The following is a 16,068-nucleotide window of genomic DNA, read 5'->3' as shown; positions in this document are numbered from 1 at the left end:
CTCCATGAACCGCACCCTTTCCGCCGAAGAAATCGCGCAAGCGGTCGAGACTCTGGCCGATGCGATCCGCACCCGCACCGAGGGCAAGCCGATCGCCCTCGTGGGCATCCGCAGCCGCGGCGACGAGGTCGCGGAGCGCCTTTGCAATCTCCTCGCCGATGAAGACCGCGAGCTTGATCTCGGCATTCTCGACATCTCGCTCTACCGCGATGACTTCGAGCATCTCCACGAGAATCCGAAGCTCCAGGAAAGCGACATCCCTTTCACTGTCGATGGCGCGCACATCATTCTCGTGGATGACGTGCTTTTCACCGGCCGCACCATCCGTGCCGCGCTGGATGCCCTCTCCGATTGGGGGCGTCCCGGCCGGGTCGAACTGGCTGCCTTGATCGACCGCGGCCACCGCGAAATGCCGATCCAGCCGGATTACGTCGGCCTGGTGCTGGAGACGAACCGTCTCGACCACGTCTACGTTTCGTTGGAGAATACCGACGGCAAGGATTTCATCGAAGTGGTCGAACCCGGATCCAAATAAATGAACCCATGAGCGCGCTGCCCCAGCGGAAGAAGTCGGCCGAGGAAATCGCCAGGCTCCGTGAGGAGATGGGGCTTCCGGGATCGCCGTCGAATGTTTCCACTGAGGCGCCGCCCGAGAGTGCTCCGGAAATCGACGACGAGCCGCCACGCCCGCGCCCACCCGCAAAAGCGGTCCGCTCTCTGAAGCGTTCCGAGCGCCAGCCCGCTCCGGAGGAAGACGCGGCTCCCGTGGTAGCCAAAGCCTCCGGCAGCGCTCTGCCAACCCGCCGCCACAGCGAGCGGGAGCTGGACACCATGCGGCGGCATGAGGCGATGACGGCTGCGAATACGGGCGTGTCTCCGGCACTTTCCCATCTCCAGCTATCGACCGCGCATCCGTTCCTTCTGGGGCTCGGCTACGTGCTCGCGCTGGCGGGCGGAGTAGGAGCCTTTCCGGTGGCGCTCTACATCGCCCTGAAGAAACCTTTCTCGCGGCATCACGCCGGATTCATGGCGATGATCGCCGTGCTTGTCGCCGCGTTCACCGCCCTGTACTTGTTCCCGAACCTCAACCCGGTCCATGCCTCGTAAGGATTTGCTCGATATCGTGTCGCTTGAGAGGGAGGAAATCGACCACCTCCTCGACCAAGCCGTTCCCTTCAAAGAACTCTTCACGCGATCGGTCAAAAAGGTCCCGGCCCTCAAGGGGAAATCGGTTCTCACCCTGTTCTACGAGCCAAGCACCCGCACGCTCTCGTCCTTCGAAGTCGCGGCCAACCGGCTCTCCGCGGACGTCACCAACTTCGCCGTCGCCTCGTCCTCCATCGTGAAGGGCGAGTCCGTCCGTGAGACGGTGGAGACGCTCCAGGCGATGCGGACCGATTACATCATCGTCCGCCACAGCCGCTCCGGCCTGCCCTCGACCATCGCCCGCATGACGAAGGCCAGCGTGATCAACGCCGGTGACGGCGCGCACGCCCATCCGACGCAGGCCTTGCTCGATGCCTTCACGATCAAGGAGAAGTTCCCCGATCCCACCGGCAAGCGTGTGCTGATCGTCGGCGATATCCTTCACAGCCGCGTGGCCCGTTCCACCAGCACGATCCTCAAGAAGCTCGGAGTCGAAGTCGCTTACCTCGGGCCCGGTTCGCTGGTGCCGAAGGTTGGCCCGGAGAACGTCCAGCGCTTCACGAACTACGAGGAAGCGATGAAGTGGAAGCCGGATGTCGTTTATCTGCTCCGCGTCCAGATGGAGCGTCAGGACGTCCAATACTTCCCGAGCGTCCGCGAATACCACCGCCTGTATGGTGTGACTGAGGAACGCCTGCGCCGCATCGATGGCGATGGCCTCTACATTATGCACCCCGGCCCGGTGAACCGCGGTGTGGAACTCTGCGATGGCGTGCTCGATTACTCGCGCAGCCTCATCAACGACCAGGTCGAGAACGGCATCGCCGTCCGCATGGCCGTCCTCTACTGGCTGAAGCCGGGCGGGGAGGTTATTGGTTAGAGGTTATTTGTTATTGGGGGATTTCTCCCGCCTCCTCTTCCTTGTAACCTTTAACATCTAACGAATAACCACATGTCCCTCCTCATCCGCAACGCCCGCATCGCCTCCGAAGACTCCGCCACGCTCCGCGAAGGGGACGTGCTGGTGGAGGGAGGCATCATCCGTTCCATCGGCAAAGGATTGTCCGCGCCGGAAGGGGCGAAGGTGATCGAGGCGAACGGCCGTCTCGTGATGCCCGCGATGTTCGATGCGCACGTGCATTTCCGCGAGCCGGGCCAGGAAGCGAAGGAAACCATCGCCACCGGCACCGAGGCTGCGATCAATGGCGGCATCACCGGCATCGTGATGATGCCGAACACCAAGCCCGCCATCGACTCCGCGCCGGTGGTCCGCATGGTGCTGGACAGCGCCGCGAAGAATTCCCGCATCCCGGTGTACACCTCCGGCTGCATCACCAAGGATCGCGCGGGCAAGGAGCTCGCGGGCATCGATGGCATGCGTGGCTTGGGCGTGAAGATGCTCACCGATGACGGCGACAGCGTGGCCGATCCGGCGGTGTTGCTACGGGCCATGCAGTATGCCAGCGAGTTCGGCATGTTCTTCGCCAGCCACTGCGAGGTGCCGGAACTGGCCGGTCCGCGTGCGCTCAACGAAGGCGTGGTTTCCTACCGTCTCGGCATCAAGGGCACTCCGGCCGCCGCTGAGGAAATCATCATCGACCGTGACATCCGTCTCGCCCACGCGGCTGGCGCACACATTCACATCCAGCATGTTTCCAGCAAGATCGGCATGGAGACCATCCGCTGGTGGAAGCAGCGTGGCGATGTGAAGGTTACAGCCGAGGTCGCACCGCATCACCTGCTCTTCACCGAGGAGGACATCGGCGATTTCGACACCCACTACAAGATGAACCCGCCGCTGCGCACCAAGGCGGATACGGAGGCGCTGTTGCAAGGGCTCATCGAAGGTGTCTTCGATCTCATCGCAACCGACCACGCGCCGCACACGCCGTTTGAGAAGTCGCAGGACTTCGTCAGCGCGCCGAACGGCATCACCGGTCTGGAGACGGCGCTGGTTTCGCTCTATCACTACTTCGTCGCCACGGGGAAGTTCGGTTGGGATCTGGTGGTGAAGCGTTACTCCGCCGAACCACGCCGCATGATGGGCCTTGAGCCCGTGCCGGTGGAGGAGGGCAGACCCGCTGATCTGATCTTGTTCGACACCGAGGCGGAAACGACCTTCTCGCTCGACTTCATGAAGTCGAAGAGTCGCAACACGCCGTTCTTCGACAAGACGCTGAAGGGTCGCGTGGACCTCGTGGTGTTGGGAGATCAGATCCTGTTGGAGCGCTGAAGTAGCGCAACTCTCCAAGTTGCGGCTGAGGGCGGTGCATCGCGCTCGCGAGAGTCGAAATATCCTGTGAGGCTGGATCGTCGGATTTTGAGCCTCCGCGTGGATTTGATCACAGATTACGCAGATTCCGCTGATTGAGAGATCAGATTCTGGAATTCAATCCGTGTCATCTGCGAAATCTGCGGTCCCTTCCATTTTGAAATGAAAAGCGGACCGCAAGAGAGGCTCCTGCCATCTCCACACGGTCCGCTGTGAACATTCACAATGTGCTGTTGCTTCACTCCGTCTTCAGCACGATGTCCTTGTATTGGACGGTCATCGGCTTGCCCTGGTGGAGCTGGAGGGCGATCACGCCTTTGCGCGCACCGATCTCGGTATTGTCCTGCACGTCCACGGTCTGGTGACCGTTGATGAAGTGCTGGAGGTGGCCACCCTTGGCGACGACCTTGTATTCGTTCCACTCGCCGCCCTTGATCGCGGCCTGGATGTCTTCGGATTTCTCGAGCTGGCCGGTGACGGCGATGTTCGGCTTCCCCGGTTGCTCGCCATCGGTGATGGTCACCTTCTCGCCACGCTTGGCGAGGATGCCGCGGCCCTTTTCCTCATAGAGGATGCCGCTGTAGGTGGTGCCGACCTCGAAGTCGGCCTGGTAGCCGGCGACCACGGAGTACTCCGGCTTCACGATGCGGCTGCGATACTGCACGCCGCTGTTACCGAAGCCCTTCGTGCCGCCATCCTGATCGACGATGCGGTATTTGAAGGTCAGTTCGAAATCCGCGACCTCGCCGTCCTTCCAGATCAGGAAGGTATTCTCCTTCGCCGGGTGCTCGGCGGTGGTCTGGCCGGTGAGGGCGCCGTCCTTCACGGACCAGAAGCCGGGCTGACCTTCCCAGCCGGTCAGGTCCTGGCCGTTGAAAAGTTGCTTTTCTCCCGCATGAGCGAGCGGGGCGAGACAGCAGGCGAGAGCAATGAGAGTGCGTGTCATGGTCGTGATCATAACGGCTATACCGGCCATGATCTTGCTACCAGACGAGATTGCCCGAAAAACTCAGGAAAACATTGCAGCTTGGCTGTCGGGAAATGGGGGTGTGGGATGACGGAATGCTTTCCGTTCCGCCCACCGCACCTACCGGTGAATTTCTCCACCGCACCGGCCCCACGCCGCTGGCGGCGGTGACACTTGATCCGGAGCTGGGTCCGGTGTGGTGCAAGCTGGAGTTCCTCAATCCCAGTGGCTCCACCAAGGACCGCATCGCCCGCCATATTCTGGAGAAAGCCCGCCGCCGCGGCGTGCTGAAGCCGGGAGACACGGTGGTCGAGGCCTCCAGCGGCTCCACCAGCATCGCGCTCGCGTTGGCCTGCGCGCAGATGGGGATGAAGTTCGCGGCATTCATTCCAGCCTCCGCCACCAGCGAGCGCAGCCTGATGATCGAGGCGCTGGGGGGCCGGGTGATCCGCGTGGAGGGCGGCATGGCGCGGGTGCTGGAAGCCGCCCGTGACGCGGCGGCCACCAACGGTTGGTTTGAATCGCGGCAGTTCGAAAATCCGGACAATACCGAGGCGCACCGCCTTTTCACCGGTCCGGAGATCTTGTCGCAAGTTGAGGGGCGCTCCGTGGACGCCGTGGTCAGCGGTGTGGGCACCGGAGGAACACTGCGAGGATTGTGGGAAGCGTTCCGCGATGCCGGCTGTGACGTGAGCGCGCACGCTGCCATCCCGTGCTGTGGCGAGGTCTTCGGCGGAAACGCGGAATGTTGCAGTCTCGCCTTCAGTTCGGATGTGCCAGGGGTGGTCGAGTGCCTGTCCGCGATCTACGAATCGTGGAAGCAAGGCGGAGACAATGGCGGACTGCGCGAGTGGCGGATCGACGACCGCCGTTGTCTGGATCTCACCCGGCAGCTTTGGTCGCTCGGTTATCCGGTGGGGCCGAGTTCCGGCCTGAATTATGCCGCGGCTCTCGAAGTGCTGCGTGAAAAGGGGCCGGGAGCGAAGGTGGTGACGGTGTTCCCGGACCGCATGGAACGGTACTTCTCACACAAGATCTTCGACGGACTACGAACATCGTAGTTCGTCCGTCTCTTCGTAGCTGGAGTCGTGAGACTTCAGGCGGTGGTGATCCACGCTTTCCTTTCGTGCCTCGTTGCCATTTGAGCGTTCGCGAAGACCGCCGTGCGTCCTGCCAGCCGAGCTGTCACCAGCCCGGCTACATGGTGGCTACGGTTTTTTCGGCATCAGTTCATCAGGCAAACCCGGCAGATCCTGCAACGCCTCCGTATTCCCGATGAACCACCGTTTCTTGTCGGCTGCTTGTCCCATCGGCGTGTCCTTGCAGCGCTTCACCATCGCTTGGTAGAGCGGATCGGCGGCCTGGGGATTGCGGGCGGCGAGCCACTGGCCGGCGGTGTTGTAGAGGGGGGCGAGCTGGGGATGATTGTCCGGCAGGGATTCCGCGGCCTTCATGGCCAGATCCGCGGCGACGTAGCGGTAGTGAAAGCGGTTGGTATTCGGCAGCGGATGCCGTTTCACGCGCTCGATCTCGCTCTCCAGGACCAGCGGCACCGCGCGATCGGCCTCCACCTCCGCGTCCTTGATCTCAAGCTGCTCGTTCCACTCCACGGTCCAGCCATGACGGTGGGAGCGGATTGCCGACAGATCTTCCGCTTCGAAGCTCCAGCCATGGATCCCGCCATCGGGGAAAGTGTCGGTGGAGAAAAGTTCCGCCCCCCAGGAGCGGTGCAGGCGTGCCTCACGCCAGGTGATCGCGGCCAACGCTTCTCCTGAATATCGTCCCGAGGTTCGGGCGGCATGGAGGGAGCGATAGTGGTCGAAAAGCCGTTTCAATGACGGGGGCATGAACTCCGCAGCCTCATCCAAACGGCCTTCGCGTCCCAACCGCCGTGCCAGTTCATAGCGGAGCCGGTTCTTCGCGGTCATGTGCCAGGAGTAGTTTCCGATCATGTCACCCTCCAGGCAGGTGGCGGGATCTACGACATCCGAATCATCCGTCCGGTAGTCTTCCTCCTCGGACTGTGGCCGGTCCGGCGCCGGCTCCCATGCGGGTGCTTTGGCACGCACCAGCTTCAGCAGCTCGTCCGTGGAAAGCACCCGCTCCGCCAGATAAGCGGCATCTTCATCGTAGCCGCCTTCCACCAGTGACACGGTTGCGGCGGACACGTCCGCGGAGGCGAGCGCCACCATGCCGGCATCGGCGAGCAAACGGCCTTGGAAGCCTTGGAGGCGTTCCGTACCCGCATCCATCCACATCGACTCCAAATAGGGATTGCCCGGCTTCCAATCCGCTGCCATTGACCAGACCTGCTCCGCGGCGGCCAGATTCCGGCGGGCGGCTTCGAGATTGCCGGCGCGCAGGTCGAACTTCGCCTGAAGCCACCGGGCGAGCGGTTCGTCTTTTCTTGAGATCGTCAGCCAATGGGCGGCCTCATCGTAGCGTCCGGCGGCATACAATGCCCACGCCAGCCGCGAACCATCCTCCAGAGGCAATGGTGCCGTCGCCGCGAGCGCGGCCAGCCATTCATTCGGAGGCAGGAGGGATGCCTGCTCCGCGCCGGGTTCCGCTTCTTCCTCGATGCGGTCGTTTTGTCCGGGACCATCGAGCAGGGCCTGGAGATGGAGATTCAGAAGTCGCCGCAGCACCGGATCGGCCGCAGCTTCCTTGAGACTCGTGTCATTCTTCTCTTCCAGAATGGCGGCGGAGATATTGCGGATATCGAGGGCGGCACCCTCCTTGCCACTACGAAAGGCATCGTAGAACAGGCGCAGGCTTTCGATCGGATTTCCCACCGCCGATGCCCGCCAGGATTTCGCGGCGGCGGCCAGGTTCAGAAGATCGATCGCGCCTTCCTGTTCCTCGCGGTCCACCCGCTCGTACCAGCGCAAGCATTCATCGGGATCGCCGGAGGTCTTCGCCAGCATCCACGCCGCCCAGATGCCGCGCAGGCGCTTTTCCGCCGCAGGGCGTTCCAGTATGCCCTTCCACAGCGCACGCGCCTCCTCCGTACGACCGATGGCATGCAGGCGAGCTCCTTCCACGTAGTCCGCCACGTCGCGCGGGAAATCCTGCTCCAGTGGTTTGAGCGGCAGGGCTCCCGCAGCCGCTGCGCCGATTGGAAAGCCTGACCGTCCCACAGTTTCCAGACCGGTCAGCAGCACCTGTCGTACCTCCGTGTAGCGTTTGATGCGATCTTCGATGACTTGCTCCGGCACTCCGGCTTCCCGCCATCCCATCCGCAACTGAGCCACTTCCAGCGGGATCTGAGCCAGAAAAGGGGTCTCGCCGAGAACGAAGCGTTCCGTTGGCATCGGCGTCCCGGCGATCCGGTGCAGCTCTGCGAGATAGGATACCGGCGGGACATCGAGCGCGGCTTGTGGCTTGTCGAGAACGGTGTCCGGAAAGAACGGCCCGCAAGCGGCCGCGAAGGGGGAGACGAAAGTCCAGGCGAGCAGCCCGGGAAGAACACGGAGGTTCATGGAGTGAAGTGCCAATCAAGAGGTGGGATCAGATCACCGGTTCTCATCTGGATCGGTGACATCGGTTGGCTCGGGTTCCAAGTTCTCATTGGGATCCCTGGGTTTCCACCCGTTTTCGAAAGGTTTGGGCATGAGTTTCGCGGGAAGGCCGGACAATTCCTTGAGGGGGGGCACATCCCGGACAAACCAGCGACGCGTGATAGCTGTCCCGGCAATCTCCGTGTTGGGACACCGTTTCAGCATGGTTTCGTAAAAACGGTCCGCCATGTCGGGATTGGAATTTTCCACCCATCGACCGGCTGTATTGTAGAGCAAGGCGAGTTGCGGATCGTCGTTGGGTAGCAATTTGGCCGCGTTCCAAGCCAGATCCGCAGCCACCGAGCGATAGTGATAGCGGTGGTCGTATTTCAGCCGCGGAATCGAGAGGCGCCGGATTTCCTCGGCCCGGACCAGAGGGACGGCTTTCTCCTGTTCGGTGCGGGCCGCCACAAACCGGGCGATTCCTTGATAGCGGGAGCCACCGGACCACTCCATCGCCCAGCCGTTGCGAAATGTTCGCATGTCCTGGAGCTCCGGAAAGGGGAAGTCCCATTCGTAGATACCATTATCTGGGAAACTATCGGTGGAGAAAAGCTGCGCACCCCACCAGCGGTGGATCTTCGCCTGCCTCCACAGGATCGCAGCGAGAACCGAGCCCTTGTACCTTCCCGATTTCGCGGCGCGATCCAATGCGGCGTAGTGGCGGAAGACCTTGTCCAACTGCGGTGGCATGAATGGGACCGCTTCGTTGAGCCGGTCTTCGCGGGCGAGCCGACGCGCCAGTTCATAGCGGAGCCGGTTGTCCGGATTTTTGAGCCACCGGTAAACGCCGACCCGGTTGGGTTCCAGACAGGTGGCCGGATCGACTTCCGGAGGGGTGCTATCGAAGTAGCAGTCGAAATAGTCCCCCTTGCCTGCAGGCTTGTCCGAGAACCGGGGTGCCACCGTTTTGACATGCTTCAATAAAGAGGAGGTCGAAAGGAGATGCTCCGCGACGTAGGCGGCATCTGCGGCATAACCGCCTTGGCTGAGAAATTGGAGAGCAGATGGGTAGTCTTCCCGCCCGAGTGCCACCAAACCGGCATCCGCCAGAAGGCGGCCTTGGGTTTTCTGAAAGCGTTCCCGCAGGTTTCCCGCCCAATAGCCCCGCTGAGGGGGATTCGCCGGGTCCCAATTCTTCTGCGCCTCCAGTATCCGGATGGCCGCGCCCAGATGGTCCCGGGCCTTGTCCAACTTGCCGGCCCGGAGATCGAACTTTGCTTCCAGCCAAAGGGACAGCGGAGACTCTTTGACCGAGAGATCCAGCCACTGATGGGCTTCATCGAAGCGGCCCAGAGAATAGAGCGCCCAAGCCAGTCTTGCTCCATCCGGAAGAGGTGTTTGCGCATGTTGTCTGACCGCATCCAGCCACGCCTGCGGGATCAAGGAAGGATCCGGTTTGGAAGATGGCTCGTCCCGAGGGCCGTCCAGGTTGGCTTGCAGGTCCAGGTGAACCAGTTGGCGCACCCAGGAATCGGCTGCGGCTCTGGAGAGATCTTCTGCAGATGCGGACCGCAGGAGCTCGCGGGAGCAACGCCTGAGTTCCCATACGTCCACGGCATCGCCCCGACGGAATCCCTCGAAATACAGATGAAGCTTGGCGATAGGATCGGATGACAACCTCGCCCGTTTGCTCATGGAGGCAGGACCCAGCCCGATGGCATCCGTACCTCCTGCGGTGGCTTCCTTGTCCACCCGCTCGTACCATGTCAGGCATTCGTCATCATCCGGGGCGGTTTGCGCGAGCATCCACGCCGCCCATACGCATCGCAGACGTCGTTCACTGATGGGGCGGTCCAATATCGCCTTCCAGAGAGCGCGGGCCTCGTCGTTCTTGCCGAGCCCATAAAGTCGGGCCGCTTCCACGTAGTCGGCTACTTCACCGGGGTATTCGTTGTTGAGAGGACGTTCCGGCAAAGAGCGCATGGATTCCGCCTGCGTCGGAAACCGCCTTGCCGCGGTGTAATTCAGTCCACCCAACATTGACCGCCTGACATCCTGATAGTGGAAGGTGAGTCTCTCGATGTCCGCAGGGTCCGCATTCTTTTCCGTCCAGTATCGTGTCAGTTCCGCGACTTCCGCGGGGATCTGCGCCAGAGCAGTTGATGCTTCACCGGAGCGTGACATCTCGTCCGTTTCCGGCATTTGCGTGCCCGCCATCCGGTGCAGCTCTGCGAGATAGGATACCGGCGGGACATCGAGCGCGGCTTGTGGCTTGTCGAGAACGGTGTCCGGAAAGAACGGCCCGCAAGCGGCCGCGAAGGGGGAGACGAAGGTCCAGGCGAGCAGCCCGGGAAGAACACGGAGGTTCATGGAGTGAAGTGCCAATCAATACGTGAAACCGGCTCGCGGGTTCTCAACCAACCTGCGGGAATTTTTTTCCCGGGATCGAGCCACGGCCAGATGCCTTCGCGGCGAAGGTAGTGCAAGCCATCATCGTGTTTTTCCAAGCGATAGGCTCCTGCTCCGTCTGCGGAGATGACAGGAGTGGTGATGATGGCGGTGGTGGGAAGTGGAACGGGAAAATCGCCGCGGTTCACGATGTGCAGGTCGTGTGTGCCGTCGTGATCGGTGCTTTCGAGCACGAGGTTGGGAGCCGCTGCTTCGCCTCGGACGACATGCTGGAAGGTCACCCATGGCCAGTTGCGGCGATCACCTTCCACGGGCAGACGATACCAGATCACGGCTTGCAGACCGGCGGGTGGCGAGGTGTTCCATTCACGGATCAGCCGCGCGCTTTCGTTCGGGTCCGCCAGGGTGAAAGCGCGGCTGGCGGGTGTTTTGTTCAATGGGGCGGCGTCTTCGGAAATCACTTCCATCACCTTGCCATCGGAGCCGAACCAGACCTCGCAACCGTAGGTGGCCATGGCGATCCGGAAGGGTATACCAAGAGACGCGGCTTTTTTTGCAGCCGAACGGGCGGTGGCGGGATCGAAGATCACCACCGGTTGGCCGGCCTGTTTTGGAAGTTGCAGCGAATGAACCTGGAGCACATAGCCGGGTCGCTTCGCCACCAGTGTTTTGAAGGCGGGTTCATCCAGCCAGGATGGCAGTGTGGTGGGCACCAGCGGAATCGCGCCCGCTTCCTTTTGCAGTGCGTCCAGCAGCCGGCCGTAGCGATCAAGGCGTGATTGCGGGCAATCGTAGTCGCACTGGATTTCCCCCGGCTGGAGGGCGGCCAGCTCCCGAACCACCGCCGCGACGGGAGCCACCTGATCCGGCGTCCATTCGAGCCGTGAGGCGGAGGCACCGATCCGCAGCACCAGTCCGCAGCCGGCTTTCGGCAGGCGGCTGGTTACAGCGCGGTTGGTTTCGAACGCTTGGCCGGTCCAACGCATCTCCGCGGCCCGGACGTGGAGGGTGGCGACCGTACCGTGTGACTGCTGTATGGCGGCGGCGACTTCGGGGCGGGACGGCGATTGCCACACGTAAGCTTCGATGGCTGGGGCCGGGCGCGGGGCTTCCTTCCGGCAGGCGGTCAGGGGAAACAGCAGGAAAATCAGCCAGCGGAGCGACACGGCGGGGCGACGAACGGGATGTGGCGGAAAACACGTCTTTTGCCAATCGCGCGAAATAATTTCCGGCAAATTCCGGTATTCGCCATCTGTTCAACTTTGATTCGCAGATTTTCCGAAGCTGGGGGGTTGCTGGCGGCACTTTGCCGTGCCATATCCACAACGTTCCTTTTGCCGTCTTTTCCGATTTCCCGATGAATTTGCCGCTCCATCCGAGTGTTGCCGCCGCCGTTTCCACGGTGGCCCGGGAATTTGTGGAAAAGCACGGTTCCAGCGGTCGCTCCTGCCGCTCCGTCCGTTTTCTTGGGTAATAGCAATAGAGCAATGATCACGCCCGATGGCAGTCCGCTGCCATCGGGCGTTTTTTGTGTGAGGATCAGGCCATCATGACCCGGACGGCTTCCTCATCGATGACGGGAACGCCCAGCGACTCGGCCTTGGTACGCTTTGAGCCGCCACCTTCACCCGCGACGAGGTAGTGGGTCTTGGCGGAGATCGAGCCGGAAACCTTGCCACCTTTTTCCTCGATCAGGCGCTTCATGTCATCGCGATCGATGCTGAGGGTGCCGGTGAGAACGAAGGTTTTTCCCGCCAGCGGCAGGGCCGAGAGATCGGCCGCGGTGGCGATCGGGAGATGGTTGTCCGACTTCGGATCGATGCCGAGTTCACCCAACCGTTCGAGAACGTGCCTGCCGGCTTCGGATGCGAAGTAGTCGACCACGCTCTGAGCCGCAACTCCACCCAGTTCCGGGCTGATCGAGTAGGGCGCGAGCTTTTCGGTGAGTTCCGCGATACGCGGTTTGTATTCGGTGGCGATCTGTTTGCGGCGTTCCTTTTCCGCATCGTCCAGCTTCTCCTTTTTCGGATTCACCGGGTTCGCTTTCAGCCAGGTGTCCTTCAAACCGCGCTCGCCGATGGCAGGCAGGAGATCGGAGGTGGTGAGTTCGGTGAGGCTGGCGAAGAGGCGGGAAAGTTCCTTGGCCGCGGATTCACCGACCTGGCGGATGCCCATCGCATACAACCAGCGGTCGAGCGGCTTGGTGCGCGCGGCTGCCAGCGCCTCGATCACCTTGGCGGCGTTTTTTTCGCCGAAGCGGCGCGGCTCGGTTCCGGTGCCGAGGTTGAGGCTGCCCAGCGATTCCTCGGTGAGCGTGAAGAGATCGAGCGGGGTGCGGCAGAGTTCTTTTCCGACCAAGGCTTCCGCCACCGTTTCGCCGACGCCCTCGATATCGAGCGCCTTGCGGGAAGCGAACTGCCTGATCTTCGAAACCGCCTGCGCGGGGCATTCGAAGTTCAGGCAGCGCCACGCCACGAAGCCTTCTTCCTTGGTGATCGGGCCGCCGCACGACGGGCACTTGCCGCCGACGTGATCGAACAAGGAGAATGGCTTCGAGTTCGGATCGTGCTTGGTGATCACCCGCACCACTGCGGGAATGATCTCTCCCGCTTTCTCGATCAGGACAATGTCGCCGATGTTGATGTTCTTGCGCTGGATTTCCTCATCGTTGTGGAGCGTCGCACGGGAAACGGTGGTGCCGGAGACGAAGACCGGATCGAGCTCGGCCACGGGAGTGAGCACGCCGGTGCGGCCGACCTGGACGGTGATGGAGTGGAGGCGTGTTTCCTTTTGCTCCGGCAGGAACTTGTAGGCGGCGGCCCAGCGTGGCGCGCGAGAGGTGAAGCCGAGCTTCTCGCGCTCGGAGCGGGTGAGCACTTTCACCACCGCGCCATCCGTGCCGTAGTCGAGCTGATGGCGGAGCGTGTCAATCTGCCGGATGGCATCCAGCAGCTCATGCAGATTTTCCACATGATGTACCGGCTTGTTGCGCGGGAGGCGCAGGGCTTCGAGGAGTTCGTGGAACTTGTCCTCGCTGGCCAGCTCGGGACCGTCGTAGGCACCGAGGCCGTGCGCGAGAAACCGCAGTGGGCGCTTCGCGGCGATCCTCGGATCGAGTTGCTTCAGCGTGCCTGCGGTGGCGTTGCGCGGGTTCACGAAGGTGGGCAGACCCGCTTCATCGCGTTCCGCATTCATCGCCGCGAAGCCTTCATTGGGCATGAAGATTTCACCACGGACCTCGATGATGGATGGGAAGGGCTCGTGCAATGAAAGCGGAATGCTGCGGATGGTGCGGACATTGTGGGTGATGTCATCACCGGTGGTGCCATCGCCACGGGTGGCGGCATACTCCAGCTTGCCATCGCGATAGAGCAGGGACACCGCCACTCCATCGATCTTCGGCTCTACGGTGACCTCGACATTCTCACGACCGAGGCCCTTCTGAAGACGCTTGTAGAAATCGATCAGCTCGGTTTCCGGAACCTCCGCATCCTTGAGCTCGAACACATCATCGATGCTCAGCATTGGCACGCGGTGGCGGATCTGTTGGAAGCCTTCGATGGGTTCGCCGCCGACGCGCTTGGTGGGGGAATCCGGATCGTCGAATTCCGGGTGCTTCGTCTCCAGTTCCTCGAGCTCGCGGTAGAGCTTGTCGTAGTCCGCGTCCGAGATCTCCGGAGCGGCATCCGTGTAGTAAAGCCGGTTGTGATGGGCCAGTTCGGTGCGGAGCTGGCGGATGCGGGGTTCCGGAGAAGTCGGATTCTGGCTGAAAAGGTCGTCCATGCGGCTCCGGAGATTAGAGCGCAGGATCTATAAGGGACCAATACGGAAGTGCATCCGTCGTGACCGAAGCCGGAGGCTTATTCCACCATCCGGTGCATCCGCCGGAACACCAGCACGCCGCAGAGGGTGCCGGTCATGTCGGCGAGGAAGTCGTTGATGTCGTCACCGGAGCGGTTCGGGACGTGGGTCTGGTGCCACTCGTCCATACGACCGACGACCATGCCGGCCACCATGCAAAGGGCGAGCAGGGTGCTCCAGTCCGGCTTGGCCGGGCGCAGGCGATAGAGGAAGGCGGCGAACAGTCCCGCGCCGCCGAAGAAGTAGCCGAAATGACAGGCCTTGTCGAAATTGGTGATGTCCCGGGTGCCCGGGATTTCACGTGGTGCGGAGGACAGCCACCACAGGGTGCCGAACCACACAAGCCAGGCGGTCAGCCAGAAGGCCGGATGGCGGGGCAGGCGCATCAGATCACGCGGGGATCACTGCTTGCGCATCTCGTCCTCAAGACGTTCGGCGAGCCACTGCTTCATCATCGACTGGTAGTTGAGGAAGCGGGAGCGGGCGATGCGCTTGATGCGGGAAAGCATGCGCGGGTCGAAGCGCAGCGTGATGGTGGTCGATTCCTTGGTGTCCGACTCCTGCACGGAGGTGGCCATGAGGCGGGAGTCGAGTTCATTCTCGCGCCAGAAGACGGCTTCGGCCTCCTCGTCGGCGAACTCCGGGATATCGGACCAGCGGGTGATAGGTTTCATCAGGCGGGGAAGGGTCAGCGGAGTTCGTTGTACTTGCGGTCGTAGAAGCGCTGCTCGCCCTCGCTCATGTTGCGGGCGGCGATGATGCGCGTGGCCTTGCCATCGGTCCGGAAGCACAGGAACAGGTAGCGGTCCGAGACGGTGCGTCCCAGCGCGTAGTAACGGGCCTCGCCATCGGGACGGTCCACATCCGGCATGAAGCGGACGGAGAAAGGATCTTCGAGCGCTTCCTCGATCTCCTTGGGTTTGATGTCCCGGAGGTCGAAATGTACGTCGATGATGTCCAGTTCCATGTTTGGCTCGGTCGGATGGGGATGAGGGCGTTAGGAAAGCGGATCAACAGGCGATGGGGAAGCGGAAACACCCTGTCCCGGGGCATTTCCGCACGGAAGGTTCAGGGACCACCGGGACCCGTGATGACCGGTCCGGGTACGATATCGTCGGGGTTGCTGACCTCGGGATGAAAGCCGGTCACGGAGCGGCCGAGGATGGAAAGATCGCCCACACGGCCACCGGGGCCGGTGATGACGGAGAAGGTGGGGATCAGGTCGCCGGTGCGCTTCTGCTCCTTTTGTTTTTCAATTGCGTCCGCAATCAATCCCTCGGCCTGGGGGGAAAGGGGGCCGAAATTACCGTTTTTCCCGGTCAGGGCGGAGGTGCCGACCATCCGGGCGAGATCGACCGTGACTGGGGCCTGGAGAATCTGGCCATTGGGGTGCATGATGATCATCTGCCCGGCGGGAACCTCCATGGCGTCCTTCCTGCCCTTGATGAAGAGCTTCTGCCTGCCCTCCAGGGTTACGAGCTTGATCCACTTGTTCGGGCTGTACTCGAACATCACCGTGGTGCCGGTGATGGCGGCGGTGACGGTGGCGGTGCGGATGGTGGCTCCGCCATTGGTCTTCGGCACCTGCAGGAGAATGGTGCCCTGGGACAGCTCCATGTCCCGGCCGCCGGAGCGGAAAGAGAAGACGGAATTCTGGCCGAGACGGGTGACGGTATTGTCGGCGAAGGTGAGCTCGGCACGGGAGCGGCGGCCGGTTTCCACGGAGGTGGAGCCGCTGACGGTGTCTCCGACCTGGGCCGGGCGGGCGGATTGGGCATCCGGGAGGAGTTTCACCTCATTGACCGCCACGGTGACCTTGGCGGACTTGAGGGGATCCGCATGGCCGGTGGCGAGCGCAAGCAGCGAAACGGTGGTGGTGAGGAAGGCCGTTTTCATCGCGGGATCGGGGT

15 protein-coding genes are annotated in these 16,068 nt (G+C 62.2%); 5 read left to right on the top strand and 10 right to left on the bottom strand.

Annotation, left to right across the window (positions count from 1 at the left end; all coding sequences use genetic code 11):
• Positions 1 to 4: 4 nt before the first annotated feature.
• The 4 genes from pyrR (at position 5) to KBB96_RS11530 (ending at position 3,379) form a co-directional block, all read left to right on the top strand.
• A complete protein-coding gene (gene pyrR, locus KBB96_RS11545; protein WP_211629596.1) occupies positions 5 to 535 on the top strand; it encodes a bifunctional pyr operon transcriptional regulator/uracil phosphoribosyltransferase PyrR in 531 nt (176 codons plus the stop codon).
• Between the two features lie 8 nt (positions 536 to 543).
• Entirely contained in the window at positions 544 to 1,107 is a 564-nt protein-coding gene (locus tag KBB96_RS11540) for a hypothetical protein (RefSeq protein ID WP_211629595.1), read from the top strand.
• The gene (locus KBB96_RS11535; RefSeq protein ID WP_211629594.1) at positions 1,097 to 2,026 is read left to right on the top strand and encodes an aspartate carbamoyltransferase catalytic subunit; all 930 of its coding nucleotides are present in this window, start codon (positions 1,097 to 1,099) and stop codon (positions 2,024 to 2,026) included. The genes KBB96_RS11540 and KBB96_RS11535 overlap by 11 nt, the downstream gene beginning before the upstream one ends.
• A gap of 72 nt (positions 2,027 to 2,098) precedes the next feature.
• The gene (locus KBB96_RS11530) at positions 2,099 to 3,379 is read left to right on the top strand and encodes a dihydroorotase (protein ID WP_211629593.1); all 1,281 of its coding nucleotides are present in this window, start codon (positions 2,099 to 2,101) and stop codon (positions 3,377 to 3,379) included.
• 277 nt (positions 3,380 to 3,656) lie between these two features.
• On the opposite strand, the gene KBB96_RS11525 is transcribed toward KBB96_RS11530, so the two are convergent.
• Positions 3,657 to 4,364: a 3-keto-disaccharide hydrolase gene (locus KBB96_RS11525; RefSeq protein ID WP_226373527.1), complete on the bottom strand. Its 708-nt coding sequence runs from the start codon at positions 4,362 to 4,364 to the stop codon at positions 3,657 to 3,659.
• A 116-nt stretch (positions 4,365 to 4,480) separates the two neighbouring features.
• Between KBB96_RS11525 and KBB96_RS11520 the strand changes: the two genes are divergently transcribed.
• Positions 4,481 to 5,446: a PLP-dependent cysteine synthase family protein gene (locus tag KBB96_RS11520; RefSeq protein WP_211629591.1), complete on the top strand. Its 966-nt coding sequence runs from the start codon at positions 4,481 to 4,483 to the stop codon at positions 5,444 to 5,446.
• 147 nt (positions 5,447 to 5,593) lie between these two features.
• Here KBB96_RS11520 and KBB96_RS11515 read toward each other — a convergent pair whose 3' ends face one another.
• The 9 genes from KBB96_RS11515 to KBB96_RS11475 all read right to left on the bottom strand — a co-directional run bounded on the left by KBB96_RS11515 (position 5,594) and on the right by KBB96_RS11475 (position 16,054).
• Positions 5,594 to 7,867, bottom strand: a complete 2,274-nt coding sequence (locus KBB96_RS11515; RefSeq protein WP_211629590.1) for a hypothetical protein — start codon at positions 7,865 to 7,867, stop codon at positions 5,594 to 5,596.
• 33 nt (positions 7,868 to 7,900) lie between these two features.
• Positions 7,901 to 10,258, bottom strand: a complete 2,358-nt coding sequence (locus KBB96_RS11510) for a glycoside hydrolase family protein (RefSeq protein ID WP_211629589.1) — start codon at positions 10,256 to 10,258, stop codon at positions 7,901 to 7,903.
• Positions 10,255 to 11,463, bottom strand: a complete 1,209-nt coding sequence (locus KBB96_RS11505) for a DUF3142 domain-containing protein (RefSeq protein WP_211629588.1) — start codon at positions 11,461 to 11,463, stop codon at positions 10,255 to 10,257. The genes KBB96_RS11510 and KBB96_RS11505 overlap by 4 nt, the downstream gene beginning before the upstream one ends.
• Positions 11,445 to 11,792, bottom strand: a complete 348-nt coding sequence (locus KBB96_RS11500; RefSeq protein WP_211629587.1) for a hypothetical protein — start codon at positions 11,790 to 11,792, stop codon at positions 11,445 to 11,447. The genes KBB96_RS11505 and KBB96_RS11500 overlap by 19 nt, the downstream gene beginning before the upstream one ends.
• Positions 11,793 to 11,836: 44 nt before the next feature.
• Positions 11,837 to 14,080 (bottom strand): NAD-dependent DNA ligase LigA, encoded by a 2,244-nt coding sequence (gene ligA / locus KBB96_RS11495; RefSeq protein ID WP_211629586.1) that lies wholly within the window; start codon positions 14,078 to 14,080, stop codon positions 11,837 to 11,839.
• A 77-nt stretch (positions 14,081 to 14,157) separates the two neighbouring features.
• Positions 14,158 to 14,544, bottom strand: coding sequence for a VanZ family protein (locus tag KBB96_RS11490; protein ID WP_211629585.1), 387 nt, complete (start codon positions 14,542 to 14,544; stop codon positions 14,158 to 14,160).
• Between the two features lie 15 nt (positions 14,545 to 14,559).
• The gene (locus KBB96_RS11485) at positions 14,560 to 14,832 is read right to left on the bottom strand and encodes a CopG family antitoxin (protein ID WP_211629584.1); all 273 of its coding nucleotides are present in this window, start codon (positions 14,830 to 14,832) and stop codon (positions 14,560 to 14,562) included.
• A gap of 14 nt (positions 14,833 to 14,846) precedes the next feature.
• Complete coding sequence (locus KBB96_RS11480; RefSeq protein ID WP_211629583.1) at positions 14,847 to 15,125, bottom strand: BrnT family toxin; 279 nt, start codon at positions 15,123 to 15,125, stop codon at positions 14,847 to 14,849.
• Between the two features lie 101 nt (positions 15,126 to 15,226).
• Positions 15,227 to 16,054: a FecR family protein gene (locus KBB96_RS11475; protein ID WP_211629582.1), complete on the bottom strand. Its 828-nt coding sequence runs from the start codon at positions 16,052 to 16,054 to the stop codon at positions 15,227 to 15,229.
• Positions 16,055 to 16,068 lie beyond the last annotated feature (14 nt).

The sequence above is a fragment of the Luteolibacter ambystomatis genome (assembly GCF_018137965.1).
GTDB classification, from domain to species: domain Bacteria; phylum Verrucomicrobiota; class Verrucomicrobiia; order Verrucomicrobiales; family Akkermansiaceae; genus Luteolibacter; species Luteolibacter ambystomatis.
The sequence above is the reverse complement of the archived record's forward strand: the minus strand, read 5'-3'. Positions and strand labels throughout refer to the sequence as shown.

Bases quoted from the DNA above. Each gene is read 5' to 3' on its own strand.
- pyrR (WP_211629596.1), top strand. From the start codon at position 5: ATGAACCGCACCCTTTCCGCCGAAGAAATCGCGCAAGCGGTCGAGACT.
- KBB96_RS11540 (WP_211629595.1), top strand. From the start codon at position 544: ATGAGCGCGCTGCCCCAGCGGAAGAAGTCGGCCGAGGAAATCGCCAGG.
- KBB96_RS11535 (WP_211629594.1), top strand. From the start codon at position 1,097: ATGCCTCGTAAGGATTTGCTCGATATCGTGTCGCTTGAGAGGGAGGAA.
- KBB96_RS11530 (WP_211629593.1), top strand. From the start codon at position 2,099: ATGTCCCTCCTCATCCGCAACGCCCGCATCGCCTCCGAAGACTCCGCC.
- KBB96_RS11525 (WP_226373527.1), bottom strand. From the start codon at position 4,364: ATGACACGCACTCTCATTGCTCTCGCCTGCTGTCTCGCCCCGCTCGCT.
- KBB96_RS11520 (WP_211629591.1), top strand. From the start codon at position 4,481: ATGCTTTCCGTTCCGCCCACCGCACCTACCGGTGAATTTCTCCACCGC.
- KBB96_RS11515 (WP_211629590.1), bottom strand. From the start codon at position 7,867: ATGAACCTCCGTGTTCTTCCCGGGCTGCTCGCCTGGACTTTCGTCTCC.
- KBB96_RS11510 (WP_211629589.1), bottom strand. From the start codon at position 10,258: ATGAACCTCCGTGTTCTTCCCGGGCTGCTCGCCTGGACCTTCGTCTCC.
- ligA (WP_211629586.1), bottom strand. From the start codon at position 14,080: ATGGACGACCTTTTCAGCCAGAATCCGACTTCTCCGGAACCCCGCATC.
- KBB96_RS11490 (WP_211629585.1), bottom strand. From the start codon at position 14,544: ATGCGCCTGCCCCGCCATCCGGCCTTCTGGCTGACCGCCTGGCTTGTG.
- KBB96_RS11485 (WP_211629584.1), bottom strand. From the start codon at position 14,832: ATGAAACCTATCACCCGCTGGTCCGATATCCCGGAGTTCGCCGACGAG.
- KBB96_RS11480 (WP_211629583.1), bottom strand. From the start codon at position 15,125: ATGGAACTGGACATCATCGACGTACATTTCGACCTCCGGGACATCAAA.
- KBB96_RS11475 (WP_211629582.1), bottom strand. From the start codon at position 16,054: ATGAAAACGGCCTTCCTCACCACCACCGTTTCGCTGCTTGCGCTCGCC.